Genomic DNA, 25,886 nt, shown 5'->3' on the forward strand with positions numbered 1-25,886 from the left:
GAAGCGAAACCTAGCCTTGGTTCTGTGGTGGCAAGGCGCCGATCAGCGGGTGATCGGTGCCGGTGTTTCCAATCTTAGCGGCGCCGCCCGGCGAGCCAAGCTCGTCGAAAAATTCGACGTTTGCCTTGTAATAGTCGGCCCACTCGTCCGGCACGTCGTCTTCGTAGTAGATGGCCTCCACCGGGCACACCGGCTCGCAGGCGCCGCAGTCCACGCATTCGTCCGGGTGGATGTAAAGCGAACGGTCGCCTTCGTAAATGCAATCAACCGGGCATTCTTCGACGCACGCCTTGTCTTTAACGTCGACGCACGGCTGAGCGATGATGTAAGTCACGGGAGCTGCGACCTTTCCTTGCACAAAGTGGTTTCAACAAAAGCCTGTTGGATCACAAGATGCTCATTGAATCCGGGACAAGCTCAAACTACAGTCTAGTCCTGTTGCCAAGACAACCAAGACCCCCTCGTTCACCTGTGACGTAACCGACGATTCACATTTCGGCTAGCATCGCGGTAGATGAATTCTTTTTACGGATCGTGACTCCAAAATGCTGAATTTCAACGAGTTGACCACCGACGATCGCATTGTGCTGCGCTACCGGCTCGCAACGCAGACCGATGCGGGAGAGTCGCTGACCGACGCCTTGGGAACGGTCCTGCAGGTCTCCGACACCCAGATCGTCCTGCAGACCCGCAGTGGCCCGGTCGCTGTGCGGCGTTCAGCCATCACGCACGCCAAGCGCATTCCGCCGGCTCCGGTGCGGCGCAGCCGCTCGCCCAGGACTCCCGGAGCCTAGCAACCCTCCGAGCTCCGCGGTACCCTGTGATTCCAGCGGGAGCCCGGCGCAGCGCCTCCAGCTCCTTGCCGCCATCCAGGATCCGGAGGCCGAAAGCAGAGCATGGCGCATATCCTCGTGGCGTCCTCGCCGTTCGCCGGACATGTCCGCCCCGCCCTCGCAGTAGCCGAGGCGCTGCTCCTGCGCGGGCACCGGGTCACCGCCTATACCGGACGGCGCTACGCCCGGGACTTCGAAGCGCTGGGCTGCCGCATCCTGCCCTGGCAGTCGGCCACCGACTACGACGAGCGCAACCTCGCCGCGTCCTTTCCCCAGCTGCCATCCACCGGCCGCAGAGCGGTGTTCGCCAATCTGGAGCACGTGTTCATCGGCAATGCCCCTGGCCAGCTCGACGATCTGCGACGGGCCCACGCCGCGAGCCCCTTCGACATCCTGGTCAGCGAGCAGATGATGCTGGGCGCCGGAATGCTGGCGGAACTCCAGTCCCTGCCGTGGGCCAGCCTCTCGGTGCTTCCCCTGTCGCTGCCCAGCCGGAACCTGCCGCCGTCGGGGTTGGGCTTGCAGCCGTTGCCCGGAGCCCTTGGCCATGCCAGGGATGCGCTCGTGCGCCGGGTCACCCGCCGGGTGATGCGCCCGTTGGACGCCGCCCTGGCCGAAGTGCGCAAGCAAGCCGGGCTGCCGGAGCGCCAGCTGTTCGAACAGGCAGGATTCTCCACGCAGCTGACGATCGCCCATGGAGCGCCCGGCATCGACTTCCCCCGCCCGGATCTTCCCGGGTACGTGCACTACGCGGGGCTGCTGGCCCGGCCGATAGTTTACGCCGGCCCCGAGCCGGACTGGCTGCGGGAAGTCCGGTCCTTCAAGGGGCCCGTGGTGCTGGTGGCCCAGGGGACGCTGAACACCGACCCGCAAGAGCTGCTGCAACCGGCCCTGGACGCGCTGCGGGACGAGGACCTGCTGGTGGTGGCCAGTTCGGCGGGCCGGAGCGTGCAGCGGATCCCGCCGAACGCCCGGGTCCACGAGTTCCTGCCGTTCGGTGACCTGCTGCCGCTGGCATCCTGCGCCGTCACCAACGGCGGGTGGGGCGGGGTGCTGCAGATGGCCGCCGCGGGCGTGCCGATGGTGGTGGCCGGCGGCACCCTGGACAAGCCCGAGGTCGCAGCCCGCGTCGCCTGTGCTGGCCTGGGTCTCGACTTGCGCACCGGAACTCCCACGCCGCGGAAGATCCTGAGGGTGGTGCGCTCGATTCTCGCCGAACCAGGCTTCCGGACCAGGACCGCCGCCGTGGGCGACCAGCTGCATCGGCTGGGCGGGGCGCCGAGGGCCGCAGGGCTGATCGAGTCGCTCGCGCCGGGCGCATCCCCGCGGGTACCGTAGGCCGCAGGCTTGGCCCGCTGCGCGACATGTGATTTGAAACTGCCAATCACTGAGCGGTTTTCGCGTATGCTGGCATCATGCCAACCGATGAGCTTGTCCAGGCCCGTGCACGCGCGCTCAGTTCCCCGCTGAGACTGCGGATCCTGCGCCTGTGCCTGCACGAGTCGCGGACCAACAAGGAAATCGCGGACCTCCTCGAACTGAATCCGGCGACCTCGCTGCACCATGTGCGCACGCTGGTGAGCAACGGCTTCCTGGAAGCCGAGGAGCCGCGCAAGGGCAACCGCGGCGCCAAGGAAGTCCCCTACCGCAGCACCAAGCTTTCCTGGGGCACCCGCATCCCGGACGCGGCCCCGCTGCTGGTGGATACGTTCCTGCAGGAAATCAACGGCCTGACCCCGCAGGAGATGCAGGTGGTCCGCGTGGGGCTGAAGCTCGGCGAGAAGTCTCAGAAGGAAATGATGGCCCGGCTGCGCGCGGTCATCGAGGACTACGCGATGCGCGAGCCAGAAGAAGACGGTGTGCCCACCTCGCTCTTCCTGGCCCATCACCTGGATCTGACGGGCAACAGCCGCACCGAGAATTAGACGCGGATTAGCCGCCAAAAAGAAAAATGGTGTTCCTCCCGAGGGAAGGAACACCATTTTTCTATGCCTTGCGGTTGGCTTTGCGCAGCACCCGCAGCGCGCTCATCAGGGCGATGACCGCAGGGATGACCATGCCGTACATCCACAGCAGCGACGCGAGCGTCGGGCCCGGCAGGAACTTGAAGTATCCCGCGCTGAGCAGCATCTGGTCGTTGCCGACGTAGGAGATCACTCCCACCGTGACATAGCAGCCGATGAATGCCACCGCTCCGGCCCACATCTTGCCCGAGGCCACGACGGCCCAGTAGACCAGCAGCCCCAGCAGCAGCCAGGCCAGGCCGACACCCCAGATGATCGGGGTGTCGCCCGCGTAGAACAGCGAGGCGTGGATGCCGGTGCCGAACAAGCCGGCCGCGAGGGCGGCAACCACCGCGCGCCACAGCGCGCCGAGGCTGCCGCCAGTGGCAGGTCGCTTGCTAGGCGCGAGCGCGGGCACGGGATGCCTTGGCGCGATCGTTCGCGTTCAGCAGCACCTTGCGGATGCGGATGGCCTCCGGGGTGACCTCGACGCACTCGTCTTCGCGGGCGAATTCGAGCGACTCTTCAAGGGTCAGGGTCTGCGGCGGGGTCAGGTTCTCGAACGAGTCCGAGGAAGCCGCACGCATGTTGGTGAGCTTCTTTTCCTTGGTGATGTTCACGTCCATGTCATCGGCGCGCGAGTTCTCGCCCACGATCATGCCCTCGTAGACCTCTTCGGTCGGCTTCACGAAGAAGCTCATGCGCTCCTGCAGGTTGATCATGGCGAACGGAGTCACCACGCCGGCGCGGTCGGCGACGATCGAGCCGTTGATGCGGTACTCGATCGGGCCTGCCCATGGCTCATAGCCTTCGGCCAGGGAGGAGGCGATGCCTGCGCCGCGGGTTTCGGTCATGAAGCGGGTGCGGAAGCCGATCAGGCCGCGGGCTGGAACCATGAATTCCATGCGGACCCAGCCGGTGCCGTGGTTGGCCATGTTGGTCATGCGGCCCTTGCGCGAAGCCATCAGCTGGGTGATGGCGCCCAGGTACTCTTCCGGCACGTCGATGGTCATGTGCTCCATCGGCTCGTGGACCTTGCCGTCGATCATCTTGGTGACAACCTGCGGCTTGCCCACGGTCAGCTCGAAGCCTTCGCGGCGCATCTGCTCCACGAGGATGGCCAGGGCCAGTTCGCCACGGCCCTGGACTTCCCAGGCATCCGGACGCTCGGTCGGCAGGATGTTCAGCGATACGTTGCCGATCAGTTCCTTGTCGAGGCGGTCCTTGACCTGGCGTGCGGTGACCTTGGCGCCCTTGACCTTGCCGGCCAGCGGCGAGGTGTTGATACCGATGGTCATGGAGATTGCCGGCGGGTCGACGGTGATCAGCGGCAGCGGCTTCGGGTTCTCCAGATCGGTGAGGGTCTCGCCGATCATGATGTCCTCGATGCCGGCGACTGCGACGATCTCGCCCGGGCCGGCCGATTCGGCTGGAACGCGGGTCAGGCCCTTGGTGGCCAGCAGCTCGGTGATCTTGACCTGCTTCTGGGTGCCGTCCTGGCGGGCCCAGGCAACCTGCTGGCCCTTGCGCAGGGTGCCGTTGAAGATGCGCAGCAGTGCCAGGCGGCCGAGGAACGGCGAGGCGTCCAGGTTGGTCACGTGGGCCTGCAGCACTTCGCCCTCGGTGTAGGTCGGGGCAGGAACGTGCTTGATGATGGTCTCGAACAATGGCTCGAGGTCCTCGTTGTCCGGCAGCGAGCCGTCGGCTGGCTGGTTCATCGAGGCGTAGCCGGCCTTGCCCGAGGCGAAGACGACTGGGACGTTCAAGATGGCGTCCAGGTCCAGGTCAGGTGCTTCGTCGGCCAGGTCGGAGGCCAGGCCCAGCAGCAGGTCCATGGAGTCGGAGATGACGCCGTCGATGCGGGCATCCGGGCGGTCGGTCTTGTTGACCACGATGATCACCGGAAGGTTTGCGGCCAGGGCCTTGCGCAGCACGAAGCGGGTCTGCGGCAGCGGGCCCTCGGAAGCGTCAACCAGCAGCACCACGCCGTCAACCATGGACAGGCCGCGCTCGACCTCGCCGCCGAAGTCGGCGTGGCCCGGGGTGTCGATGATGTTCATGGTCATCTGCTTGCCGTTGGCGGCCGGGCCGCTGTAGAACACGGTGGTGTTCTTGGCGAGGATGGTGATGCCCTTTTCGCGCTCCAGCTCGCCCGAGTCCATCACGCGGTCTTCGGTTTCACCGTGGCTGTCGAAAGCGCCGGTCTGCTGAAGCATTGCGTTGACCATGGTGGTCTTGCCGTGGTCGACGTGCGCAACGATTGCTACGTTGCGCAGTTCTTCGCGGCTCGTGATGTTATCTGACATGCGTGAAGGCTCACTTCTGCTCGAGTTAAGGGTCAATGGAGTCGGGGCCAAAGTCGACCCAGCTATTTATTCTACGCTCTCATGGCAAGCCAACCGGCGAGGTGTGTCAAAACATACAGAAAAAAGTACGCAACATCCGGGTGAACCCGCGGGTTCAGGCGGTCGGCACCCAGAATCGCAGCTGGGCGGTTCCGTCCCCGTCAACGACTTGAGGGCGTTGCGCGTCGGGAACTCCCCCGCAGCGCAGGATGGTGGCGCGCGATCCGGCGTTGCCGGCGGCGCAGGTGATCAGCGCCCTCTGGACCCCGGCCGCGAGCAGCTCGTCCAGCCCGAAACGGCACAGCGCCCCGGCGACTCCCTGCCGGCGCGCCTCGGGCAGCACCCCGTAGCCGAGGTGCCCGCCCAGATTCTCCAGGGAGGAGTTCAATGCGTAGCGCACCGATACCCGTCCCAGGAGCCAGCCGTCCTGGTCCACCGCGACGAACAGGGCCGAGCGGACCCAGCCCTCGGGAACGTGCTCCCCGCGCCGCCCGGCATTCATCCGGTACACGTAGTCAGCCCAGTTTCCCTTCTCCGTCCAGGAGGGCAGGAATTCAAAGTCGTCGGCCAGCAGCGCGTGGTGCGCGTCGATGGCCTGCTGCTCGTCGGCGTCGGTGAGTTCGCGAAACGCCAGTTCGCCCAATACGTCCATGGATCCAGTATCCCAGCCGGCCGCTGGCCCGCGTCGTCAGTAGGCCAGCGCCTCGCCGCGCACCTGCTGGTACCATTCCAGGGTGCCGCCGGACAGGTTCAACACCTGCGCCCCGGCCGGCTGCGGGCCCAGCGCCTGGGCGGCGCGCAGCGAACGGGCCCCGCTCTTGCAGGCGAGCACCACGTGGGTGGCGCCCTGGGCGGGGATCGCGTCCCAGCCGCGGGAGAGCACCTGATCCAGCGGCACGTGCACACTGCCGGTGATGGCGGCGATTTGCCGTTCCCAGTCCTCGCGCACGTCGATGACCAGCACCCGGCCCGGCGCCGTTTGGCTGCCTCGCAGGGTTTCCAGCTCTGCCGCGCCCAACTGGCCAACGGCCGGGGCCAGGGCGCAGGATTCCTGCGCGTAGTTCTCCAGCTTGCGCACCCGGGCACGCCGCGGGTCGCGTTCGAAGGACAGGGTGCGCACCCCGGCGCTCAGCGCGTCGTAGAGCCAGAGCTTGCCGGAGAGGGTTTCACCGGTTCCGGTGATCAGCTTCAGCGCCTCGACGGCCATGATCGAGCCGACCACCCCGCACAGGGCGCCGAACACGCCGCCCTCGGCGCAGCTGGGTACCGAGTCCGCGTCCGGGATCTCCGGGAACAGGTCGCGCAGCATCGGCCCGGTGCGCGGGTCGAACACCGAGACCTGGCCGGAGAACTGGAACAGCGTGCCCCACACCAGCGGGGTTCCGGTCAGCTCGGCGGCGTCGTTTGACAGGTAGCGGGTGGCGAAGTTGTCGCTGCCGTCGATCACCAGGTCGTAGCCGGCGAACAGCTCCAGCGCGTTGTCCGGGGTCAGCCGCTGCCCCAGGGGAACCACCAGGACCTGGTCGTTCAGCTGCGCCGCCAGCCGGGGCACCGAGTCGACCTTGCGCGCCCCGACGTCCGACTGGCGGTGCATGATCTGGCGCTGCAGGTTGGACAGCTCCACGGTGTCGTCGTCCATGACCGCCAGCGTGCCCACGCCGGCGGCGATCAGGTAGCTGGAGATCGGGCTGCCCAGTCCCCCGGCGCCGATGACCAGCACGCGCGCGGCGGCGATGCGGCGCTGGCCTTCCTCCCCGACCCCGGGCAGGGTCAGGTGCCGGGAATAGCGGGCCAGCTGGGCAAGGTCCAGCGCGGTGCGCGGTGCGACCAGCGGTGCGCGGCCGCTCACGAGAAGTCCCCGATCAGCGCCTGCATCATTCCCTCGCCCGGGGAGGAGGCCAGCGCGGTGTCGCGCACCGGGATGCGCCCCGCCAGCCGGGCGGCGCGTCCGGCGCGCACGGCGTCGCGCATCGCGGCGGCCATCAGCGGGGCGTTGTGGGCGCGGGTCACGGCGCTGGCCAGCAGCACCGCGTCGCAGCCCAGCTCCATCGCCTTCGCGGCGTCGGAAGCGGTACCCACCCCGGCATCCAGGATCACCGGGACGGTGGCGCGGGAGACGATGGTGGCGATGTTGTGCGGGTTCAGGATGCCCAGCCCGGAGCCGATGGGCGCCCCGGCCGGCATGACCGCCGCGACCCCGGCGTCCTGCAGCCGGGCGGCCAGCGCAGGGTCGTCGTTGGTGTAGGCGAAGACCTCGAAGCCGTCGGCGACCAGCTGCTCGGCGGCGGCGAACAGCTCCAGCGGGTCGGGCAGCAGGGTGTGCTCGTCGGCGATCACCTCCAGCTTCACCCAGTTCGTTTCCAGCGCCTCGCGCGCCAGATGGGCGGTGAGGATCGCGTCGCGGGCGGTGAAGCAGCCAGCGGTATTCGGCAGCGCGGCGATGCCGTGGCGCTGCAGCAGCTCGTACACGCTGGCCGAGCCGCCGGCCGAGTAGTGCCGGATGGACACCGTGGTCAATTCGGTGCCAGAGAGCGCGAGCGCCTGCTCCAGGGTGCTCAGCGAGGTGGCCCCGCCGGTGCCCAGGATCAGCCGGGAGCCGAAGCTGCGCCCTGCCACTTCGAAGGCGTCGTTGACGGCATCCAGCTCGGTGAGGTCCGCGGCGGTGGTGGTTTCAGTGGTGTTCTGCGTGCTGCTCTGCACTGGTTCAGCCTCCCTGGGCGGCGGTGACGAGTTCGACGGTGTGGCCGGCGGCCAATTCCCGCTGCGCCCAGGCGCTGCGCGGGACCACCGCGCCGTTCACGGCGACGGCCAGGCCCAGCTTGGTGCCGTCGGCGGCCTGGCCCTGTTCGTCAAGTTCGCGGCCCAGGTGCGCGGAGACCAGATCGCGCAGGGTGGAACCCTGCTGGATCGTGGTGGGGGTTGAGTTCAGCGTGATGTCGATGGTCATCGGTGCAGCTCCATTCGGGTCGGTGCAAGTCGTGAAGGGTCGGTTCGGGAAGTTTCAGCTCGGGAAAGTCCTGCCGGGTCCGGCGCACTCCCGCCGCTGAAGCGCGCGGGGTCCACGGCCCGGGCGTGCTCCGCGTGCGGCGGCTGGCCCAGGACCAGGTCCGCGGTCAGCGAGGAGCCGAACGGGGTGAGCAGCACCCCGTGGCGGGAATAGCCGGTGGAGAGCACCATTCCGTCATCCAGCCGCCCGATCAGCGGCCGGTCGTCGGGAGTGCCGGGCCTGGCGCGGGCGATGACCTCGTTCAGCGAGCAGTCGACGATCCCGGGCACCAGGCGGCGGGCGTTGTCCAGCAGCTTGTGCATCTGCCCGATGTTGACCGCCTCGTTGCCGTCCTCGCGGCTGCTGGCGCCCAGCACCAGCGAGCCGTCCGCGCGCGGCACCAGGTAGACCGGGTCGCGATGCACGATCCCGCGCACCGTGTGCGTGAGCAGCCGCGGGCCCGCAGGGCCCTGCAGCCGGAAGATGTCCCCGTAGACCGGGCGCAGCGGAAGTTCCGGCGTCCCGGCTACGGTGCCCAGGCCCGCGGCGAGCACCACCTGGTCCGCCTCGATGATCCGGCCGCTGCCGGTGCGCACCGCGTGGGTGGTCCCGGCACGCTGCAGCAGCTCGACGGCCGGTTCGCGGACCAGCTGGGCGTCCAGGTGCCCGGCCAGGATCGCCACCACGGAGCGCGGGTCGATCTGGTGGTCCCCGGCGCAGCGCACCGCGCCGGCGATGTTGCTGGCCAGCGCCGGTTCCAGCCGGCGGGCGGCGCTGGGCAGCAGGGTCTGCGCGCTGAAGCCCAGGGACGTCTGCAGCTGCACCAGCTCGTGCAGGGCGTCGCGGTCGGCCGGTTCGGCGGCGACCACCAGGGTCGCATTCTCCAGGTAGTCCGGGCGCCGTCCGGTGGCCTGCTCGATGCGCTGCACGAAATCCGGGTAGGCCTGGTTCGAGGCGCCGAGCAGTTCATGCAGGATTCCGTGGCCCCAGGTGGTTTCGGCGGCCGGGGCGAGCATGCCGGCGGCGGCGCGGCTGGCCCCCTGCCCGGGGTCGGGGTCGATGACGGTGACTTCGCAGCCGCGCCAACGCAGTTCGAAGGCGGTGGACAGGCCGATGATCCCGGCCCCGATGATGGCAACGTGCAACGAAGGCACTTCCTTCCTACGGCGGCATGACCCGCATCAGGTGTAGCGGTCGGCTCGGTGCCCTCTCAGCCTGGTCGGTTCAGGCTCCCGCGGAGTTGAAGCGATTATAGGCATGAGCTGCACCACAAATGCCAACTGTGCGCCGCGGGCGCGTCATCTTTGCGCGCGGCGGCGGCGGTCCGGGGGTCCTGGGCGCGTCGTTCCAAGGTGCCGGATGGGTAAATCCTCAAAGATCCATGAATTCATTTGCCCGCGCCCCGGCCCGTAGGGAAGCGTGGCGTGAAGGCGCCCGGAACCGGGCGGCACCGCAACCGGAAGGAGAACACAGTGCTGACACTGACCGATCAGGCCGATGCGATCGTGACCTCGCTGGTCACCAACCAGACGGAGGACACCGAGGCGGGGCTCCGCATCCAGCCCGCCGAGGAGACCGACGGCCAGCAGACCGAGCGTTTCGCCGTGCGGGTCGTCGACGGCCCGCAGCCGGCGGACCAGGTGATCCAGGGCGAGGGCAGCCCCGTCTTCCTCGACGAGCTGGTCACCGACGCCCTGGATGACAAGGTGCTCGACGCGAACGTGGATGCCGAGGGAACCATCACCTTCCAGGTCCTGGCCCAGCGTTAGGCTTGCGCCATCCGCAACCTGGGGCTGGTCCCCGGCGCGGCGGCGCACGCGCAACTGCCCGGGCAGCGCTCGTGCGGATCCGGTCTTCCCGAATCCGCATCCAGAGCCGCTGCACCGGGCAGTTGCATGTTGGCTATGTTGTGATGCGGCGTAGTGACGCGCCGGCTCCCTGCCGGCTTCCCGCCGCGGTTGGATGTCCGCTAGTCGACGATCTCGCTGGCGACCTTGGCCCCCAGCTCTACGGTGCGCGAGACCGTGCAGTACTTGTCATGGGAGAGCTTCACGATGCGCTCGACCATGCCGGCGGCCTTGCGGCCCTCGTCGGTGTCGGGGAACTTCAGGTCGAAAGACATCGTGATGTCGTCCATGCGCCCGGCGCCGTCCTCATTTAGCTTGTAGCCGCTGGCGGCGACCTCGAACTTCTCCGGTTCGCTGCGCCGGGTGGTGGCCACGTCGACGTCAATGGCCGAGCAGCCGGCGATGGCCGCCAGCAGCAGCTCCACCGGGGTCAGCAGCCCCTCGCCCTGGCCGAACTCCAAACTGGCGCCGCTCTCGGCGCTGGTCGCCCGGTACTTCCTGGACTCGACTCGTTCGACTTTGACTTCACGCAGTTCACGGGTGTTTTCGCTCATGGATCTATCGTGACACGTCCGGGGCGGAAAGCTGGACATGGCGCAGCTGGATCCGGGCCAGCGGGTCGGTGTGCTCGGCTTCCCTTTCAACCTCGAAACCGTGGTCGAGGAAAAACGACAGGGTGCTCGCGTTCTGCCCATTGATCTGGATGCAGGTCGCCGGGCACAGCGTGAGGATGTCCTTCAGCAGCGCGCTGCCCACGCCGTGGTGGCGGTCGTGGTGGCGCACCCATAAGAGCTCGATCTGCGTTTGGCTCCAGGCGGCGAAACCGACGATCTCCTGGCCCAGCTGGGCGATCCTCACCGAGACGCGCTGGGAGTAGACCGCTTCGAGGGCGTTGGCGACGGCGTCCACATCGGCGGCCGAGAGGAAGTCGCGTCCTCCCTCCACCGAGTTGCGCCAGACATCCAGGAGTTCAGGGACTTCCTCCACGCTGGTCCAATTGCGAAGAACGAGCATCTCAGACATTGCCACTCCTCCCAGCTGCGGAATACTCCGCGTGTTGTCTCGTTATTTTCTCCTTGTGAGATGCCACAGAGAAGCACGGATAGGTAACAAGTAACGACTCATCTGCGCCGTAAAAGCGGGCCCGGGGATCTCGGACTGTCACAACTCACGACACAGCGAAGGCAGAAACCGCCTTGGCCCAGCCGGTAATTTCCTCTGCCACAATATCTGGTTGGTCAAGGTGCACGTTGTGCCCCGCCGCAGGAACAACAACGATTTCGGCCGATGGATACCTCGCCGCGAGCCTGCGCGGATCGGCGAAACCGGTGACGTGGTCATGTTTCCCGCACAGCATCAGCACCGGGCAGCGCAGCTGTCCGGTGCGCTCGACCGGCAGCTCGTCCAGGAAGTAGCGCTTGGACAGCTTGGCCAGCGAACGCAGGTTCACCGCGCGGATCCCGGGCAGTGCATGGGCGCGGAAGCGTTGCCAGTTCTCCACGGTCTGGAGCACCGACATCTGTTTGTAATGGTCGGCATCCTGCGCCGGCAGCCCGGCCAGCAGCTCGGGATCCTGCAGCAGGATTTCCCGCGGAGGCACGGTCCGCTGCGAATGCGCCAGATACACCAAGGGCGCCAGCATGGCGATGCCCATCACCTGGGCGCCGAAGCGGTCGCCCATCTCCTGGGCCAGCAGCGACCCGAGCGAGTTGCCGATCATCGCGAATGGCCGGTCCCCGCACTGCCGACGGATCAGCTGCTGAAGCCAATCGGCGATCTCCGGCAGGCCGGCGGCGCCATCCAGCGCAGCAGTGCCTCCCATGCCGGGAAGGTCAACGTAGATCCGCTGGAATATGCCGGTCGCCGCCAGCACCTCGTCCAGCGCCAGGAGAATCCGGTGGTCGACCCCGTGCCCGTGAACCAGCACCAACGGGATCCCGTGGCCGGCAACTTTCTGCACGCCGTCAATGTGGTGCTGGTTCATGCTCAGGGGCCATTCCTTCGAGGCTGGGGCGTCATCTCGGCGCGGGCCTCGAACGGATCATCGTCCGGCGGCTTGTTGCCTCGCGGCTCCGATGGCCGCGTTGTCCTTGTCCAAAATAGCGCTCACCAGCAGAAACTGTCCAAGAATGTAGGTGAGCATGATCCAGAAGTCCTGGGCCGGAACATCGATGTCGGTGAACGAGCGCAACGCGATCAGCGAGTCGGAGAAGAAGAAAATTGCCCCGCCCAGGCCGCCCTTCAACCCGGTCCCGGTCGAGAGCACCGCCATCGTCACCAGCGCCAGCCCGTAGACGATTACCGGCACCAGCAGCGCGTCGGCCGACGGGGCGCACAGCACCACCAGCCCAGCGAGCACCAGCAGATACGGCAGCAGCCAGACCGGGCGGCGGAGCACCGAGCTGCGCCACCACCGGCGCAGGAGCACGATATAGAAAACCTGCGCCATCAGGAAGGATCCGACCATGCTCAGGAATCCCGGATCTCCATGAAGCACCCGAGGGATCGAATCCCCAAGCCAGGAGAAGAACACCGCGACCAGCGCCAGCCTGACCAGGCTGCTCCGAGGAGCCGGCGTGCAGCCGAGAACGTACCCGCCGAGCATCGGCATCAGCAGAACCTGAGTGACCTCACCGAGCAGCTGCCCCGGGGCGAGCAGCTGCGACACCAGGTGGATCAGCGAAACCGCCAGCAGCAAGGCCAGGAACACCCGCGCCAATGGGCCGGCGTGCGTGCCATGCCCCGGTCCCAGACGAACCCCGTCGATGCCCATCGCTCCCCCGCTCGTGAAACTGGTTTACGGACCGTCTGTTCACATGCCAAGCACGGCACCGGCCTTGGGGAAGACACTAGCCAGCATGGCTAACCGGAGCAATACCCGGGTTGCCCTCCGCGTGGGGCGTCAATCACTTTCTTCCTGCGCAGCGCCGGGAGCCGGTAGCACGCAGAACTCGTTGCCCGAGGGATCTTGGTAAATGCGCCACGGCAGCGAGCCCCACTGCGAAGGCAGTTCGCGGCCGCCGGCCGCGGCGATCCGTTCCGCAACAACCAGAGGGTCATCACCGGATTCCAGCCGAAGATCGAGGTGCACAGGGTTCTTCTCACCCTTGCCCTTGGCCTCGGATTCGGCAACGAATTCCAGTCGCGGGCCTTGGCCGGTGGGATGGCGCAGCGCCGTCAACTTGCCGGGCTGGTCGATCTGCCACCCGGACAGGCCCGCCCAGAATTGAGTGTCGCGCCCCGGATCGCTCGATTCCAGCCTGATAGTCCGCAGCTGCAGCGGCGCTTCCTGGATTTGCCTCGGGGACCCTCCAGCGAGGGTGAACGTGTTGCCTTCCGGATCACTGTGCACGGTGCCTTCCGCAGCATCACCGGAATCCGGCAGACCTGCAGCCACCAGGCCAAGGACCACACGCTGGCGCGAGCGCCGGACCGGCTCCACGCGCGGGAAACACAAATCGAACACCGGACCGCTGGGGACCGCCCACCTGGTCTCGAAGCCTTCCTCGGTGTCGGTGAGCTGCTCGCATCCCAACAAGTCCTGCCAGTACAGGCCTGCGGCCCTGGGGTCGGCGGCGTCGAAAACGATGTTCTCCAAAAACATGGGTATACCCTATCTGCCCGGCACCGGGCGGCGAGAGAAATCTGAACGAAATTTTTCGGCGGTTGGCGGTCCCGCGACCGGAGACCCAAAACGTCTGGGGATCATTCGGCAAGGGACAGGAAATTCTAAAGAATGTGACCTTAGTCAATGGAAAACAAAGAAATTCCCCTAAATTTCGTTGACTTAGTCAAAGGTAAAACGGTAGTTCTGCAGGACGAAATGCACCCTGCTTATTTCCCTGAATCCGCGCGAACCATCGGCTGACTTGGATCCAAGCATAAAGCGCTGAATTTAATCCGTGTTTTTGGGGTCATTTTTCGGCTTCTGACATGCTTTTTCATGATTAATTCAGTCGTACGATACTTGCATGAGCACCAAGACATTTCCACACCTGATGTCAGAGGGCCGCATCGGTCCGATGACTACCCCGAACCGGATTGTTTTGCCAGCCATGGACATGAACGTGTCCGAGGGCGGCGAGATCGAACAGTCCGAAATCGATCACTACGCATCCCGCGCCGCTGGCGGCGCGGGCCTGATCATCACCGGTGCCTGCGCTATCGCCTTCCCTTACGGCGCCGCGTCGATGAAGGAGCCAGGCCTCTCGGATGACAAGTACATCCCGGGCATCAAGGCGCTGGCCGACGCGATCCACGCAGCCGGCTCCAAGCTGTGCGTCCAGTCCACCCACCACGGCAAGGTCGCGCGCGTGGACACCGCCAACGACCGCCCGGTCTTCGCCCCGAACGAGCCGGACTACCGCTACTCCATGGACGCGCTGGCCGACTGTACCCCGGAGGAGCTCGCCAAGATGGGCGCGGCCACCGCGGGCAAGCAGATCAGCTACCACGAGATGACCAAGGAAGATATCGACTGGCTGATCACCTCCTGGGCCGACGCCGCCGAGCGCGTCGCCAAGGGCGGGGCCGATGCCATCGAGATCCACGTGGCCCACGGCTACATCCTGGGCGTTTTCCTGAACCAGCGCGATAACAAGCGCACCGACGAATACGGCGGCCCGCTGGAGAACCGCGCCCGCTTGGCCTGCGAGGTCATCGCCGCGGTCAAGGAACGCGTGGGCGACAAGATCGCCATCCTGGTCCGCGTGGCCGGCGAGGAATACGGGCAGGACGGCGCGCTGAGCCTTCCGGAGTCCATCGAAGCCTCCAAGATGTTCGAAGCAGCTGGCGCGGACGCCATCCACGTCACCGGCTGGGGTCGCAACCCGTTCGACAACTTCACCGACGGCCCGCTGCCGAACAAGGTCGGCGCCTACCTGGAAAACGCCGCCGAAATCAAGAAGCATGTGTCTATCCCTGTCATCGCCGTGGGCCGCATGCTTCCGGAGATCTCCGAGCAGGCCATCGCCTCCAACAAGGTCGACTTCGCCGCCATGGGCCGCCAGCTGCTGGCCGACCCGGAACTGCCGAACAAGCTGCGCGAAGGCAAGTTCGACCAGGTCCGCCCGTGCATCAACTGCTACCTGTGCGTGGGAGAGAACTTCTTCGACGACACCCCGTTCTGCGCAGTGAACCCTGCGCTGGGCAACGAGAAGCTGCTGCCGTTGAAGCCGGCCAGCGCCGCCAAGCACATCGTGGTTGTCGGCTCGGGCCCATCGGGCATGGAGTCTGCCCGCGTGCTGACCGAACGCGGCCACCGCGTCACCCTGATCGACAAGGCCGACCGCCTGGGCGGCACCATGTGGTTCTCCACCATGACCACCCCGGACAACGAGCGCCTGCTGCGCTGGCTGAAGTCCGAGCTCAAGCGCCTGCGTGTTGCCATCAAGCTGAACACCCCCGCCACCCTGGAAACCATCCGCGCGCTGAACCCGGACCACGTCATCGTCGCCACCGGCGCGGTGCGCCCGAAGCCCGACATGCCAGGCGGCGATCTGCCGAACGTGCAGACCGGCGACACCCTGCGCGCCATGATGCTGGGCACCGCCTCCGCCGCCGAAGCCGGCCTGGTGCTGAGCACCATGGGCAAGATGGGCCGCCTGTCGGGTTTGACCAAGTCCCCTGAGTTCGTCCGCCAGTTCACCAAGTTCTGGCTGCCGATGGGCAAGAACGTTGTGGTCATCGGCGGTTCGCTGGTGGGCCTGGAGCTCGCAGAGTTCCTCGCCGAGCGCGGCCGCAAGGTCACCTTGGTCCATGAGAAGCAGGCGCTGGGCCTGCCGCTGGCCATGCCTCGCCGCTGGACCGCAGTCAAGGACAATCTGGCCCACGGCGTGAAGATCCACCGCAACGCCACCGTGGACCGCATCACCGAGAAGACCGTTGAGTTCACCGTCGCGGGCGAGGCCTTCAGCGCCCCGGCCGACATGGTGGTCTACGCGGACGGCACCACCTCTGCCGCACCGGTCGCCGACGAGCTGCGCGGCGCTGGTTTCAGCGTCGACGTGGTCGGCGATGCAGGCGCCGTGAACTACATCCATGGCGCCATGCACTCGGCCTGGGAAGCCACCGTTTCCCTCTAGGCCCGGCACCCGGAGCAGCACGCGAGAACCCGTCGCGGCAGATGCCGCGGCGGGTTTTCCCGTTCCCCCGGACCGGCCGGCGGCCGGCCGCGAGATCCCCCGCCGCGACCGGGTATACCAACCGACGGCACCCCGGCTCGCAAGCGCGGAATCCCTGCGCCATTTCCCCGCCTCACCACAGGCCAGGAACGGGTTAAATGACCCTCTGGAGTCATTGGCGATGCGGGTTTAACCTGTAGCTACCACGTGCTGCAACAGCACCTGATACCCCGTGCAGGAGGAGACCATGGATGCCACCCAGACCCGCGCAAGCGCCGTTGCTTCGCGCTCGGGATTCAGCCGCACGTTCCTCGCCACGCGCATCGACTACCCGACAACGAAACCCGAGATCCCCGCTGATTCCGTCGAGGTCAACGGGTCTCCGGTCATCAATTACACGCACTTCTCGCTGACGCTGAGCGGCACGCAGAAACTTGCCCGCTGGGTCGCGTGGAATATCGACGGCACCAAGATCAAGCTGCTCTCGCGCACCGGGATCAGCTTCGCCAAGGACCCACGAGTCCCCGAGGAGTTCCAGGCCGGCAACGACCTGTATACGGACAACCACCTGGACCGCGGCCACCTCGCCCGGCGCGCCGACCTCACCTGGGGCACGAAGCGCGAAGCGACCCAGGCCAACAAGGACTCCTTCTACTTCACGAACATCACCCCGCAGATGGACGACTTCAACCAGTCGCGGCAGGCAGGGCTCTGGGGCCGGTTGGAGAACGCGCTCTACGAGGACGTCGAGCTGGACAAGCTGCGCTGCAGCGTATTCGGCGGCCCGGTCTTCGCCGCCACCGGCCAGCGCTACCGCGGCTACCAGATCCCCACCGAGTACTGGAAGCTGATCCTCTTCGAGCACGAGGGGCAGCTCAAGGCCAGGGCTTTCATGCTCACCCAAGACCTGGACCGGCTGCGCGTATTCATGGCGCTGGACGAATTCCGGGTCTACCAGATCTCCGTCGCCGAGCTGGAGGAGCGCACCGGGCTCGATTTCCCGGCCGCCGTGCACCAGGCCGACGACCTGGTCCTGGCGGAAGCTGAGCACCGGGCCCCGCTCGACTCGGTGTCCGGCATCCGGTGGTGACTTGCCCCGGGGGCTGGCACGGGGGCGGGTGCATCAAGCAGAATGGCGAGCATGAACATCAACGAGATCCTCACCGGCATGGCCCACCGTCCCATCGACGCCGCCCGCAGCCTGCCGGCGCTGAGCGTCGAGCAGCTGAACGCGCATCCCGGCGGCCACCCCAACTCGGTGGCCTGGCTGCTGTGGCACACCGGGCGCGAGGTGGACATCCAGCTGGCGGCGCTGTCGGGCAAGGAGCAGCTGTGGCACCGCTACCGCGACCGCTTCAACCTCGGCGAGGCCGGCGACGGCATGGGCTACGGCCACACCCCCGCCCAGGCGCAGGCCATCCGGGTGGATGACCAGGAGCTGCTGCTGGAATACGTGGACGCCTCGCTGACCGCGCTGGGCGACTACGCGGAGCGCTTGGGCGCCGAGGAGCTCGACGAGATCGTGGACTGGCGCTGGACTCCGGAGGTCACCCGCGGGGTGCGGCTGGTGTCCATCGTGGACGACGCCATCGCCCACGTCGGGCAGGCGGCCTACGCGGCCGGTGCGCTCACCGCAGACCAAGCCTGACGCCGCGAGGCTTGACGGCACGAGGCTAGGCGGCGCGCCGGCTCCCGCGGATCCATACCAGCAGCAGGTGGCGGAGCATCGCGGTGAACACCAGCGCCCAGACGATCACCGCGACCGCCAGCGCGCCGTGCCCGATCGCCTCCACCATTGGCAGCTGGTCCACGCGGCCAAGGTTCAGCGAGGCCACCGCGAACATTCCCACCGGGAACACGATGGACCACAGCGCCGGCGTGTAGCCCAGCGGCACCTTGCGCACCAGGTGGCGCCAGACCCCGGCGCCGATCAGCATCGGGATCAGCCACAGGCAGAAGCTCCAGAACACCGCCACGGTGGAGGCGATCAGCACCCGGGTCGCGTCGATCATCGGGGTGGAGTCCATCTGCACGATCTTGGTGCCGGCCACCACCGCGATCGCCATCGCGCCCATGGCCACCCAGTAGGGCGGCTCGAACTGCTGCGGGGTGATGCCGAAGTGCACAATGCGCAGCAGCACCAGCACCGCGATCCCCGCGTACAGCGCCACGCCCACCGACCAGGACAGCACCGCCAGCAGCCCGACGACGTCCCCGGGCACCCCGGCGGCCGGTTCGACCACGCTCAGGCCGATCGCCAGCGACTGGCTGGCCACTGCCCAGATGAACCAGGTGCCGTTGGTGCGCGCCAGGATCGGCTCGCCGTCGCGGGTCATCAGCACCTGCCAGGGCAGCACGTAGCCGAACACGAACCACAGCGCCGCGGCGAAGAGCACCAGCGGAGCGGCGACCCGCAGCAGCCCCTCGGCGGCCAGCCGCACCGCCAGCACGTCGGTGCCCGCCACCACGGTGAAGTAGGCGAAGGCCGCTTCGGGGCTGCGCAGATCGTGCAGCATGGCCGTGCGGCAGGCCGCCGCCCGCCAGATGTACAGCACCCAGAGCACCGCGTAGGATGCCGCGGCGATCACCAGCAGCACCAGCGACGGCACCCGGGCCCCGACCTCGTGCAGGCCGATCGAGACGATGCCGGTGCCCATGACCAGCGCGAAGTATCCCGGGGCGAGGTGCTCCAGTGCGCCGCCCGCACCCGGGGTCCGGGGCCGGTGCCTGGTCGATTCTGCCGCTGCGTCGGGACTCATGAGCCCAGCCTACGACGCGCACGCCCCGCGCAACAGAGCCTTTTCGAGCCCGCTAGCGCCGGTGCCGCAGCGGCGCGGCGGAGAGCTCCTCCAGCCGCCCGGATGCGTGCTGCCGGGCGAGGTCGGCGGCGCGTTCCTCAACCGTCGGCAGGGTGCCGCCTTTCGACAACAACATTCCGGGCCAGCGTCTTGAAGCGCGTGCCGTCCTCCTGGCGCACCGTGAGGGTGAGCGCACCGGTCTTGCTGGTGTTCAGGTCCTCCACGGTTCCGCTTTTCCCTTGTGGGTTCCGGCCGCGACCCGGCACCGGTCGCCGTTGCCGGGCTGCGCGTCCCCCGCAGGGTGTGCATTCTCGCTCATGGGTGCCAGTTTAAGCCGGGGGCGCCAAGGAGGCGAGCCCCCGGCGGGCATCCTGGATGCGCTCCTAGCCGATCCGGGTGATCGCCGGGAACACGTAGTCCTGCTTCAGGATCCGCGGATCCGGCTCGTACATGCGCAGCACCGGTCGGAAGGCGCCGGCCGGCGTCGGCAGCCAGTTGGCGCGATCCCTCGCATCGGCCGGCTCCCGGTGGGAGAGGTGGATGACCAGCGACCCGTCCGGCTCGAATTGCAGCCCTTCGGTGCGGTCGCCCAGCGAGTAGCGGTCGATGGGGTTTTCCACCAGGAAGTAGTTGGGCACGTCGTACATGGTCAGCGACCAGAAGGCGCCCACCGGCGGGGTCGGGTCCAGGTGCAGCCGGTAGCTGTGCGCACCGGTGAGCGGCTGGTCGTCCTGGTCCACGTAGGTGGCCGTGTAGGCGGCCTCGAAGGCCTGGTTGCCCCACAGCCCGCCCAACGCGGCTCCCGCGCGCTGGGCGATGCGGCGCTGCGGATCGGCGATTTTGTAGCGGTCCTCGTCCAGCGAACCGACTTCGAAGTAGTCAAGGTTGTAGTCGAAGGAATGGTAGGCCAGGTTCCAGCCGTTGACCACCGCGTTTCCGCCCCCGGAGGCCAGCAGCTCATCCAGCGCGGCACGGCCGGCGGCGAAGGCCTGCTCCAGCTGCTCCTCCCCGGCCTCGGCCAGCTGCAGGGCGCCGCGCTGCAGCTGCCCATCGCGCGGCGCCGGGGCGAACTCCCGGCTCCAGGCGCGGAACTTCGCCCAGAAGTCCAGCGCCGGCGCACCGGTCTCGGGGACCGGGGGCAGCCCGGCCGGCACCGCGGCGGCATCCAGCGGCGTAAGCGTCGTGGCATCCTGCAGCGCATGCGCTGCGGGAAGATCCGCCTCGTTGTCCACCGCCCAGCGTCCGACGATGCTGGCGACGCGCGTGGGCACCCGCACCACCACCGCGTCGTCCGGGGCCTGGCCCTCCCAGCCCGGGGGCACCAGCAGGTAGCGCCCGGCGCCGGTTCCGGTGGCGCGGTGCCCGACATACGCGAAGTTGTCAGTCCAGGCGCTGACGAACTGCAGCACGTAGTAGCGGCCGGCGGCCTCCGGCACCTGAAGCAGGATCGGTCCGACGCCCAGGTCCAGCTGCGCCATGGAGTAGATCGTGTCGTTGTTGATGGTCACGAAGGTGTCCTCGGGACCGGCCAGCGACCGGGCGTGGCTGAAGGTGTTCCACGGCGCGGCGGGATTCTTGCCGACGCCGGTGGCCACATAGCGGGCCACCTGCTCCAGGTTGAAGACCAGCGGGAAGGCGTAAAGGTAGGAAGCGAGCAGTTCCTCACGGCGTGGGCTCATGGGAGCGGTCCTTTCAGGCGGCGCGCCGGACCCGCGGTCCGGCATCATTGCCCCCCCAGTCTGCCCCGCCGGGCGCCCGGGCGCATCCTCAATCGTTGATGATTGGCGGTGCTGCGCCCGGCATTGCGGCCCGGCGGCGCATGCGCGCGACCAGGTCGTCCAGCCAGGCGCCCACGTTCCTCCGGGCCTGGCCGGTATCCGGGTAGCGGCAGCGCAGGTGCACCCCGGCCTCGTCCAGGATGAACCAGAGCATCACCGAGTCGGTGCGGATCGCGGCGCTGACATACTGCGGCTCCAGCACGGTGGCCGGCAGCTGCACCGGCAGCCTGCGCAGGTCCAGCCAGGACACCGCGAACATGCCCGGCGCCTGCGGCATCCCGCCGAAGGGTTCCATCAGCGGCGCCAGCGGCCAGGAGCCCAGCGCGATGGCCTCCTTCACCGCGGCGGCGCAGGCGCGCGGGTCCGGGTCCGCGGATTCAAGCACCGAGTTGGTGATGAACCAGCCCACCGCATCGAACCAGCGCGGCTCGGTGCGGCTGTGCACCGGGAACACCGCGCGCAGCGGTTCCCCGGCCAGCGCGGCGGTGGTCTCGGTCATCATCGCCACGCTGAGCGCCAGCGTTGACACCCCGGCCGCCTTGGCCTGCGCGGAGAAGTCGGCCAGGGCCGCGGTGCCGAGCACGTCGCGCACCTCCACGCGTTCGGGCTGCGGACTCGGATCCCCCAGCGGAAGCCCGAAGCGCGGCATGGCCCCGCCGCCGGCCTCGATCAGCTGCGCCCAGCGCCGGCGCACCCCGTCCGGGGCGGGGGCCTGCCGCGCCAGGGACCGGGTGTGGTCGGTGAAATCCGGGGCCGGTTCCACCCTGGGCTCCGCCCCCGCGCCGATGGCTTCCAGCGCGGCGACCAGGTCCCGTGCGAGCACGAGCATGGACCACATGTCCACGTGGGAGTGGTCCGATCCGATCACCAGCGCCGGGCCGTCCGCGGTCTCGATCAGGCACAACCGGTGCGCGGGCCGCTCGAAGGGCGCGCAGCTGGCATCCAGCACCCGCTGCACCGCTGCATGCATGGTTTCGCCGGGCTCCACCCGGTGCTCGATCCACGCGCCGGGCCCGAACCGCACCTGGTGCAGCTGCGCGCCGGCGGGATCGGCGTCTCCGCTGGGCCCGGGGGTGAAGACCGTGCGCAGCGTCCCGTGCCGGGCCACGACATGCTCCCAGGCGGCCGCGAGCTCGCCGCGCGGCACGGGTCCGGGCAGCCGGAAGGACAGCGCCATCCACGAGCCCGGCCGGTCGCCTTCCCCCACGTGCCGGGCCTGGTCGAAAGACACCGGCAGCCGGTCCCCCACCGCGCCCACGTCCAGGTCGTAGCTGAGCAGCGGGCCGAACGGCAGGCGCAGATACTGGATGTGGGTCAGTCGCATACCACGTATCATATTCGCTAAGCCACCGGAACAGAGCGGAGCCGCGGATGCATGAATTCCACGTGCCGAATGCGCGGATCGCCTGGGCGTTCAGCGACGAGGCCGGTCACCCCGTGGTGCAGCTGCACGGCCTGACCTCCAGCCGCTCCCATGACCGGCTGCTGAACCTGGATTTGGGCCGGGCCCTGTCCGGCACGCGGCTGCTGCGCTACGACGCCCGCGGCCACGGCCATTCCACCGGGCGCCCGGTGCCGGAGGACTACCTGTGGCCGGCGCTGGCCGATGACCTGCTGCGCCTGCTGGACTATTGGTTTCCCGGCGAACAGGTCCACGGGGTCGGCCCCTCCATGGGCACCGGCACCCTGCTGCATGCGGCGGTGCGCCAACCGGAGCGCTTCAGCGGATTCACGCTGATGCTCCCGCCCACGGCCTGGCAGACCCGTCCCGCGCAGGCCGAATCCTACCGGCGCACGGCCGAGGGCATCGAGGCGCTGGGGCTGCAGGAGTATTTTGCGCGCGGCCCTGAATCCCCGCGGCCGCCGGCCGCGGCGGACAACCCGCAGGTGCTCCCCCACGTGGCCGAGGAGCTGCTGCCCTCGATCTACCGCGGCGCCGCCCTGAGCGACCTGCCGTCGGCCGCGCAGCTGGCGCGGGTCGCGGTCCCGACCACGATCCTGGCCTGGACCGGCGACCCGGGACATCCGCTGTCCACCGCGCAGGCGCTGGCGGGCATCCTGCCCCATGCCGAGCTGCAGGTGGTCGCGACACCGCAACAGGTGGCGGACTGGCCCCAGCTGCTGGCGCGGGACGTCGCCCGGCGGGCCGGCTGAACGCCGGCGGTCCATGCCGCGTCGCACGGGTCCCGGATCAGCCTGCGCCGCGCCGTGTCCGGGCAAGCCAGTCAACCAGCAGCGCCCGCAGCAGCAGCGGCTGTTCATGGGGCAGGGCGTGCCCGGCCCCATCGAGAACCGCCAGCGTGGAGTTCGGAAAATCCGCGGCGGCGCGCATCGTGCCGGCGAACCCGACGGTCGAATCCTGCCGCCCGGCCACCAGCAACGTCGGCGGCTCGTAGGTGGAAGGCGCCGCAGCGACCAGCTCCCAATGCCGGCCGATCCGTTCCATGGCCTGCGCATCGGCCAGTTGCGTTCCGGGCGCCACGAAGCGCTCATAGCGTTCCAGCATGCCGCGGGTGTGGAGGACGAAATACTGCGTGAAACCTCGGTCTTCGCTCTGGACCCCGGGCACCAGGACCCGGTGCTCGGGAACCTCGGCATCGCCCGGCAGCAACGGGCAGACCAGAGCCAATCCAGCGACCCGCTGCGGCGCGGCCAACGCCATCGCCCGCGCGTAGTAGGCCCCGGCGGAATGGCCGGCCAGCAGGTAGGGGGCCCCGCCGCTGGCCCGGTCCGCGAAGTCGAGCAGGACCTCCAGCACATCCTCGGCGCCCCCGATTTCCGGCCCGGCTGCGGTTCGCCCCATCCCGGGCAGGTCAGGATAGATGCGCCGATACCCCGGCACGCCGTCGAAGGCCGGCTCGAAGCAGGCCTGCGGTTCGCGGTGGTCGACGCCGCCGCCGTGGAGAACGAGCACCGGCACCCCGGATCCGTGTTCGGCGTAGTGCACCACGGTGGTTCGCGTGGGAATATCCATTGGCCCATGGTGCGCCCGCCGGCCGCCGTGGACAACGGCCGTCCGCCGTTCTTCGGCCGCCGTCCAGCCTCCGGCCTTGGGCCAGCCGGAGGGAGCTGCCGGAGGGAGCTGCCGCGGCCGCTTGCCGAAGGGCCCGACCCGCGTGCAAAATGTGACCATCAGCCACTTCGTTCAAAGGATCAGCGCATGTCGTTCCAGGCCTATTTGGACACCATCGAGAAAAAGACCGGGCTCACTCCCCGGCAGCTCGTCGAGCTCGCCGCGGCCAAGGGCCTGGACCAGCCGGGGGTGAAGGCCGGCGAGATCCTGGCGTGGCTCAAGGACGAGTACCAGCTGGGACGGGGCCACGGGATGGCGCTGGTCTACGTCATCCAGAACGGCCCGACGATCAGCTCCAAACACGTCGGCTCGGATTCGGTGCACCGCGACGACTCCGAGACGCTCTGGCTGGACGGCATCGCCACCAAGCCGGAAGGCTGACGGCCGCGCCGCCACCGGCCCCGGCTAGGAACCCGACAATTGCCGATACGCGTCGGCGGCGGCTTCCTTCAGGAATTCCTCCGGCCAGTAGCCCCTCAGGGCTTGGCCGAACTCGATCTCCTGCAGCGTCGCACCCGCGGCGTGCGCCTGCGACAACACCGCCGCCAATGCGCTGAATCTGCCAGCCTGGTCGACCAGGAATGCGCGGTCCACGGGCGCCCCGTGCCCGGGCACCAGCACCTCGGTGTCCTGGATGCGTTCGGCCAGAGATTCCAGCACCAGCGGCCAGCCCAAGGGATAGGATCCCGAGCCGAACATCGGCGGCCCGGATTCCTCGATGACGTCCCCCAGAAACCACACCCCGGCATCCGGAATGCGGATGGCAAGGTCGGTATCGGTATGCCCCGGGCCCAGCGGCAGCAGCTCTAGTTCGCGTCCCCCTGGACGCACGACCTGCGCGGAGTCCAGCAGCGCGGTGGGCGGAGTCAGTTCCACCTGGCTCCAGGACATCTCCGGCTCGAGGTCGGGCCGCTCGCGCACGAGGTCCAGCCGGGGCCCTTCAAACTGCTCGAAGTGCCGCGGGATCAGGTAGTGGCCGTAGATCGGGATGCCGGCCCGGGCGAAGACCTGGTTGCCGAAGGTGTGGTCGTAGTGCGCATGGGTGTTCACCACCGCCACGACCGGCTGCCCGAAGCGCCGCGCGACGTCGTGCATGATTTCCCGCGCCTCGGCGGGATTGTTGCGGGTATCGATGAGCGTCGCCCCGTGCGGCCCGAGGACCGCTCCTACCGAGACATCCAGCGGGTCGTAGCGCCGCTGGAAGACCCCGGGGCCGACCTCCCACCAGCCACCGCCGCTCATGCTTCCTCGCTGAAGGCCAGTCCGGCAACGCCCGGCCAGGGGTCGGTGGCCAATCGGCCGTAGGTGGCCACGTCGATGCGCCGCCCGTCGATGGGGAACTTGGCCCGTTCGGTTCCCTCGCGGATGAATCCGGCGGCCCGGGCCACGCCGCCGGAAGCCGGGTTGTCCACCCTATGGCCCAGCTCCAGCCGTTCAAGCTCCAGGGCGGTCAACGCCCAGTTCGCGACGGCCGCCGCGGCCCGGCTGGTCCACCCGCGGCCGCGTGTTTCGGAAGCCATCCAGTACCAGAACCAGCCGCTGCGATTGGCCGCATCGGCGTTCACGCACACCAGGCCCACCAGCCGGTCCTGGAGAACGACGGCCCACGGATGCCGGTTCGAGCCCGGTTCCAGCAGCGCCGCCACATAGCGCTCAGCTTCCCGGAGCGAGCCCACGGACCCCTGCCGTTCCATGCCCGTGCCCGCTGCGAAGGCACGCAGCACGTCCCCCGCGTCGGAGGCCCGCAGCCGCCGCAGGCTAGCCTGCGCCTCCCCCGCGGGATCCTGCCCGGCCCCGCCGCGTCCGCTGCCTGGCGCTTCTGCCTGCGGCGCCGCGGCCACCAGCACCGGCTCCGCGCCGGTCAGGTCCAGGATCGGCAGGTCCTCCCGCAGCACGTCGGCGTACATCAGCCGCAGGTCGTGCCGCAGTTCCTGCAAGGTTTCCCCGAACGGTCCCATGGCGTTGGCGGTGTACGCCGGAGGCTTGCCGGGGTCGGACTCGTACAGCTCGCGGACGTTCCAGCTGATGTTCCCCTCGCCGTCGGCATTCCGCGACGCCGCGTATCTCCACGACTGCATGCTCATGGCCCCAGCCTACCGAT

General features: G+C 68.3%; 29 protein-coding genes and 1 riboswitch. Of the genes, 9 read left to right on the forward strand and 20 right to left on the reverse strand.

Features of this window, described 5'->3' with window-relative positions:
- Positions 1-10 precede the first annotated feature (10 nt).
- Positions 11-334, reverse strand: coding sequence for a ferredoxin (gene fdxA, locus RF641_RS09470; protein ID WP_047119573.1), 324 nt, complete (start codon positions 332-334; stop codon positions 11-13).
- Positions 335-545: 211 nt separating this feature from the next.
- On the opposite strand from fdxA, the gene RF641_RS09475 reads away from it, so the two are divergent.
- From RF641_RS09475 to RF641_RS09485, 3 genes are all read left to right on the forward strand, one after another.
- Positions 546-794 (forward strand): putative acetyltransferase, encoded by a 249-nt coding sequence (locus tag RF641_RS09475; RefSeq protein WP_047119574.1) that lies wholly within the window; start codon positions 546-548, stop codon positions 792-794.
- A gap of 102 nt (positions 795-896) precedes the next feature.
- Positions 897-2,171 (forward strand): nucleotide disphospho-sugar-binding domain-containing protein, encoded by a 1,275-nt coding sequence (locus RF641_RS09480; protein WP_424573051.1) that lies wholly within the window; start codon positions 897-899, stop codon positions 2,169-2,171.
- A gap of 77 nt (positions 2,172-2,248) precedes the next feature.
- Positions 2,249-2,758 carry a helix-turn-helix domain-containing protein gene (locus RF641_RS09485; RefSeq protein ID WP_053798461.1) on the forward strand — a complete coding sequence of 170 codons (510 nt, stop codon included), beginning with the start codon at positions 2,249-2,251 and terminating at the stop codon, positions 2,756-2,758.
- Positions 2,759-2,819: 61 nt separating this feature from the next.
- On the opposite strand, the gene RF641_RS09490 is transcribed toward RF641_RS09485, so the two are convergent.
- The 7 genes from RF641_RS09490 to thiO all read right to left on the reverse strand — a co-directional run bounded on the left by RF641_RS09490 (position 2,820) and on the right by thiO (position 9,321).
- Positions 2,820-3,254: a hypothetical protein gene (locus RF641_RS09490; RefSeq protein ID WP_113606502.1), complete on the reverse strand. Its 435-nt coding sequence runs from the start codon at positions 3,252-3,254 to the stop codon at positions 2,820-2,822.
- Positions 3,235-5,142, reverse strand: coding sequence for a translational GTPase TypA (gene typA, locus RF641_RS09495; protein ID WP_047119578.1), 1,908 nt, complete (start codon positions 5,140-5,142; stop codon positions 3,235-3,237). The genes RF641_RS09490 and typA overlap by 20 nt, the downstream gene beginning before the upstream one ends.
- Before the next feature lie 154 nt (positions 5,143-5,296).
- The gene (locus RF641_RS09500) at positions 5,297-5,833 is read right to left on the reverse strand and encodes a GNAT family N-acetyltransferase (RefSeq protein WP_424573052.1); all 537 of its coding nucleotides are present in this window, start codon (positions 5,831-5,833) and stop codon (positions 5,297-5,299) included.
- 36 nt (positions 5,834-5,869) lie between these two features.
- The gene (locus RF641_RS09505; protein WP_424573053.1) at positions 5,870-7,030 is read right to left on the reverse strand and encodes a ThiF family adenylyltransferase; all 1,161 of its coding nucleotides are present in this window, start codon (positions 7,028-7,030) and stop codon (positions 5,870-5,872) included.
- Positions 7,027-7,824 carry a thiazole synthase gene (locus tag RF641_RS09510; RefSeq protein WP_047120814.1) on the reverse strand — a complete coding sequence of 266 codons (798 nt, stop codon included), beginning with the start codon at positions 7,822-7,824 and terminating at the stop codon, positions 7,027-7,029. The genes RF641_RS09505 and RF641_RS09510 overlap by 4 nt, the downstream gene beginning before the upstream one ends.
- A 61-nt stretch (positions 7,825-7,885) precedes the next feature.
- Complete coding sequence (thiS, locus tag RF641_RS09515; protein WP_424573054.1) at positions 7,886-8,128, reverse strand: sulfur carrier protein ThiS; 243 nt, start codon at positions 8,126-8,128, stop codon at positions 7,886-7,888.
- Complete coding sequence (gene thiO, locus RF641_RS09520) at positions 8,125-9,321, reverse strand: glycine oxidase ThiO (RefSeq protein WP_368733661.1); 1,197 nt, start codon at positions 9,319-9,321, stop codon at positions 8,125-8,127. The genes thiS and thiO overlap by 4 nt, the downstream gene beginning before the upstream one ends.
- A riboswitch (TPP riboswitch) is annotated at positions 9,309-9,413 on the reverse strand. (Overlaps the previous gene by 13 nt.)
- 226 nt (positions 9,414-9,639) lie before the next feature.
- Here thiO and RF641_RS09525 point away from each other — a divergent pair.
- Entirely contained in the window at positions 9,640-9,936 is a 297-nt protein-coding gene (locus RF641_RS09525; RefSeq protein ID WP_120989515.1) for a Fe-S cluster assembly protein HesB, read from the forward strand.
- 200 nt (positions 9,937-10,136) lie between these two features.
- Here the strand turns inward: RF641_RS09525 and RF641_RS09530 are convergent, their stop codons facing one another.
- The 5 genes from RF641_RS09530 to RF641_RS09550 all read right to left on the reverse strand — a co-directional run bounded on the left by RF641_RS09530 (position 10,137) and on the right by RF641_RS09550 (position 13,618).
- A complete protein-coding gene (locus RF641_RS09530; RefSeq protein ID WP_120989188.1) occupies positions 10,137-10,568 on the reverse strand; it encodes an OsmC family protein in 432 nt (143 codons plus the stop codon).
- Between the two features lie 4 nt (positions 10,569-10,572).
- Positions 10,573-11,037, reverse strand: coding sequence for a GNAT family N-acetyltransferase (locus RF641_RS09535; protein ID WP_424573055.1), 465 nt, complete (start codon positions 11,035-11,037; stop codon positions 10,573-10,575).
- 145 nt (positions 11,038-11,182) lie between these two features.
- On the reverse strand, positions 11,183-11,998 hold the full coding sequence (locus RF641_RS09540; RefSeq protein WP_424573056.1) for an alpha/beta fold hydrolase: 816 nt from the start codon (positions 11,996-11,998) through the stop codon (positions 11,183-11,185).
- A 57-nt stretch (positions 11,999-12,055) separates the two neighbouring features.
- Positions 12,056-12,787: a lysoplasmalogenase family protein gene (locus RF641_RS09545; protein ID WP_424573057.1), complete on the reverse strand. Its 732-nt coding sequence runs from the start codon at positions 12,785-12,787 to the stop codon at positions 12,056-12,058.
- Positions 12,788-12,916: 129 nt separating this feature from the next.
- Positions 12,917-13,618 (reverse strand): VOC family protein, encoded by a 702-nt coding sequence (locus RF641_RS09550; RefSeq protein ID WP_424573058.1) that lies wholly within the window; start codon positions 13,616-13,618, stop codon positions 12,917-12,919.
- Between the two features lie 367 nt (positions 13,619-13,985).
- Between RF641_RS09550 and RF641_RS09555 the strand changes: the two genes are divergently transcribed.
- The 3 genes from RF641_RS09555 (at position 13,986) to RF641_RS09565 (ending at position 17,784) form a co-directional block, all read left to right on the forward strand.
- Positions 13,986-16,097 carry an oxidoreductase gene (locus tag RF641_RS09555; RefSeq protein WP_424573059.1) on the forward strand — a complete coding sequence of 704 codons (2,112 nt, stop codon included), beginning with the start codon at positions 13,986-13,988 and terminating at the stop codon, positions 16,095-16,097.
- 286 nt (positions 16,098-16,383) lie between these two features.
- Positions 16,384-17,226, forward strand: a complete 843-nt coding sequence (locus tag RF641_RS09560; protein WP_053798471.1) for a DNA/RNA non-specific endonuclease — start codon at positions 16,384-16,386, stop codon at positions 17,224-17,226.
- Positions 17,227-17,277: 51 nt separating this feature from the next.
- On the forward strand, positions 17,278-17,784 hold the full coding sequence (locus RF641_RS09565; protein ID WP_424573060.1) for a mycothiol transferase: 507 nt from the start codon (positions 17,278-17,280) through the stop codon (positions 17,782-17,784).
- Between the two features lie 25 nt (positions 17,785-17,809).
- On the opposite strand, the gene RF641_RS09570 is transcribed toward RF641_RS09565, so the two are convergent.
- The 4 genes from RF641_RS09570 to RF641_RS09585 all read right to left on the reverse strand — a co-directional run bounded on the left by RF641_RS09570 (position 17,810) and on the right by RF641_RS09585 (position 22,036).
- On the reverse strand, positions 17,810-18,895 hold the full coding sequence (locus tag RF641_RS09570; protein ID WP_120989183.1) for a tellurite resistance/C4-dicarboxylate transporter family protein: 1,086 nt from the start codon (positions 18,893-18,895) through the stop codon (positions 17,810-17,812).
- Positions 18,896-18,947: 52 nt separating this feature from the next.
- A complete protein-coding gene (locus RF641_RS09575; protein WP_424573061.1) occupies positions 18,948-19,070 on the reverse strand; it encodes a hypothetical protein in 123 nt (40 codons plus the stop codon).
- Positions 19,071-19,317: 247 nt separating this feature from the next.
- The gene (locus RF641_RS09580) at positions 19,318-20,613 is read right to left on the reverse strand and encodes a DUF1254 domain-containing protein (protein ID WP_424573062.1); all 1,296 of its coding nucleotides are present in this window, start codon (positions 20,611-20,613) and stop codon (positions 19,318-19,320) included.
- An 88-nt stretch (positions 20,614-20,701) separates the two neighbouring features.
- Positions 20,702-22,036: a condensation domain-containing protein gene (locus tag RF641_RS09585; RefSeq protein ID WP_424573063.1), complete on the reverse strand. Its 1,335-nt coding sequence runs from the start codon at positions 22,034-22,036 to the stop codon at positions 20,702-20,704.
- A 47-nt stretch (positions 22,037-22,083) separates the two neighbouring features.
- Here RF641_RS09585 and RF641_RS09590 point away from each other — a divergent pair, with 47 nt between their 5' ends.
- Positions 22,084-22,866 carry an alpha/beta fold hydrolase gene (locus RF641_RS09590; RefSeq protein WP_424573064.1) on the forward strand — a complete coding sequence of 261 codons (783 nt, stop codon included), beginning with the start codon at positions 22,084-22,086 and terminating at the stop codon, positions 22,864-22,866.
- Positions 22,867-22,903: 37 nt separating this feature from the next.
- Here RF641_RS09590 and RF641_RS09595 read toward each other — a convergent pair whose 3' ends face one another.
- A complete protein-coding gene (locus RF641_RS09595) occupies positions 22,904-23,686 on the reverse strand; it encodes an alpha/beta fold hydrolase (RefSeq protein ID WP_424573065.1) in 783 nt (260 codons plus the stop codon).
- Between the two features lie 186 nt (positions 23,687-23,872).
- Between RF641_RS09595 and RF641_RS09600 the strand changes: the two genes are divergently transcribed.
- Positions 23,873-24,166: a DUF4287 domain-containing protein gene (locus RF641_RS09600; RefSeq protein WP_161449800.1), complete on the forward strand. Its 294-nt coding sequence runs from the start codon at positions 23,873-23,875 to the stop codon at positions 24,164-24,166.
- 24 nt (positions 24,167-24,190) lie between these two features.
- Here RF641_RS09600 and RF641_RS09605 read toward each other — a convergent pair whose 3' ends face one another.
- Positions 24,191-25,027, reverse strand: a complete 837-nt coding sequence (locus tag RF641_RS09605) for an MBL fold metallo-hydrolase (protein WP_424573066.1) — start codon at positions 25,025-25,027, stop codon at positions 24,191-24,193.
- Positions 25,024-25,869, reverse strand: a complete 846-nt coding sequence (locus RF641_RS09610; protein ID WP_424573067.1) for a GNAT family N-acetyltransferase — start codon at positions 25,867-25,869, stop codon at positions 25,024-25,026. The genes RF641_RS09605 and RF641_RS09610 overlap by 4 nt, the downstream gene beginning before the upstream one ends.
- Between the last annotated feature and the right edge of the window lie 17 nt (positions 25,870-25,886).

The sequence above is a fragment of the Arthrobacter sp. 'calajunan' genome (assembly GCF_046940185.1).
Taxonomy (GTDB): Bacteria; Actinomycetota; Actinomycetes; order Actinomycetales; family Micrococcaceae; genus Glutamicibacter; species Glutamicibacter soli.

What these genes read in the sequence shown, in the direction of transcription:
- RF641_RS09475 (WP_047119574.1), top strand. Translation starts at nt 546, where the DNA reads ATGCTGAATTTCAACGAGTTGACCACCGACGATCGCATTGTGCTGCGC.
- RF641_RS09480 (WP_424573051.1), top strand. Translation starts at nt 897, where the DNA reads ATGGCGCATATCCTCGTGGCGTCCTCGCCGTTCGCCGGACATGTCCGC.
- RF641_RS09485 (WP_053798461.1), top strand. Translation starts at nt 2,249, where the DNA reads ATGCCAACCGATGAGCTTGTCCAGGCCCGTGCACGCGCGCTCAGTTCC.
- typA (WP_047119578.1), bottom strand. Translation starts at nt 5,142, where the DNA reads ATGTCAGATAACATCACGAGCCGCGAAGAACTGCGCAACGTAGCAATC.
- RF641_RS09500 (WP_424573052.1), bottom strand. Translation starts at nt 5,833, where the DNA reads ATGGACGTATTGGGCGAACTGGCGTTTCGCGAACTCACCGACGCCGAC.
- thiS (WP_424573054.1), bottom strand. Translation starts at nt 8,128, where the DNA reads ATGACCATCGACATCACGCTGAACTCAACCCCCACCACGATCCAGCAG.
- RF641_RS09530 (WP_120989188.1), bottom strand. Translation starts at nt 10,568, where the DNA reads ATGAGCGAAAACACCCGTGAACTGCGTGAAGTCAAAGTCGAACGAGTC.
- RF641_RS09535 (WP_424573055.1), bottom strand. Translation starts at nt 11,037, where the DNA reads ATGTCTGAGATGCTCGTTCTTCGCAATTGGACCAGCGTGGAGGAAGTC.
- RF641_RS09540 (WP_424573056.1), bottom strand. Translation starts at nt 11,998, where the DNA reads ATGAACCAGCACCACATTGACGGCGTGCAGAAAGTTGCCGGCCACGGG.
- RF641_RS09545 (WP_424573057.1), bottom strand. Translation starts at nt 12,787, where the DNA reads ATGGGCATCGACGGGGTTCGTCTGGGACCGGGGCATGGCACGCACGCC.
- RF641_RS09550 (WP_424573058.1), bottom strand. Translation starts at nt 13,618, where the DNA reads ATGTTTTTGGAGAACATCGTTTTCGACGCCGCCGACCCCAGGGCCGCA.
- RF641_RS09555 (WP_424573059.1), top strand. Translation starts at nt 13,986, where the DNA reads ATGAGCACCAAGACATTTCCACACCTGATGTCAGAGGGCCGCATCGGT.
- RF641_RS09560 (WP_053798471.1), top strand. Translation starts at nt 16,384, where the DNA reads ATGGATGCCACCCAGACCCGCGCAAGCGCCGTTGCTTCGCGCTCGGGA.
- RF641_RS09565 (WP_424573060.1), top strand. Translation starts at nt 17,278, where the DNA reads ATGAACATCAACGAGATCCTCACCGGCATGGCCCACCGTCCCATCGAC.
- RF641_RS09570 (WP_120989183.1), bottom strand. Translation starts at nt 18,895, where the DNA reads ATGAGTCCCGACGCAGCGGCAGAATCGACCAGGCACCGGCCCCGGACC.
- RF641_RS09575 (WP_424573061.1), bottom strand. Translation starts at nt 19,070, where the DNA reads ATGTTGTTGTCGAAAGGCGGCACCCTGCCGACGGTTGAGGAACGCGCC.
- RF641_RS09580 (WP_424573062.1), bottom strand. Translation starts at nt 20,613, where the DNA reads ATGAGCCCACGCCGTGAGGAACTGCTCGCTTCCTACCTTTACGCCTTC.
- RF641_RS09585 (WP_424573063.1), bottom strand. Translation starts at nt 22,036, where the DNA reads ATGCGACTGACCCACATCCAGTATCTGCGCCTGCCGTTCGGCCCGCTG.
- RF641_RS09590 (WP_424573064.1), top strand. Translation starts at nt 22,084, where the DNA reads ATGCATGAATTCCACGTGCCGAATGCGCGGATCGCCTGGGCGTTCAGC.
- RF641_RS09595 (WP_424573065.1), bottom strand. Translation starts at nt 23,686, where the DNA reads ATGGATATTCCCACGCGAACCACCGTGGTGCACTACGCCGAACACGGA.
- RF641_RS09600 (WP_161449800.1), top strand. Translation starts at nt 23,873, where the DNA reads ATGTCGTTCCAGGCCTATTTGGACACCATCGAGAAAAAGACCGGGCTC.
- RF641_RS09605 (WP_424573066.1), bottom strand. Translation starts at nt 25,027, where the DNA reads ATGAGCGGCGGTGGCTGGTGGGAGGTCGGCCCCGGGGTCTTCCAGCGG.
- RF641_RS09610 (WP_424573067.1), bottom strand. Translation starts at nt 25,869, where the DNA reads ATGAGCATGCAGTCGTGGAGATACGCGGCGTCGCGGAATGCCGACGGC.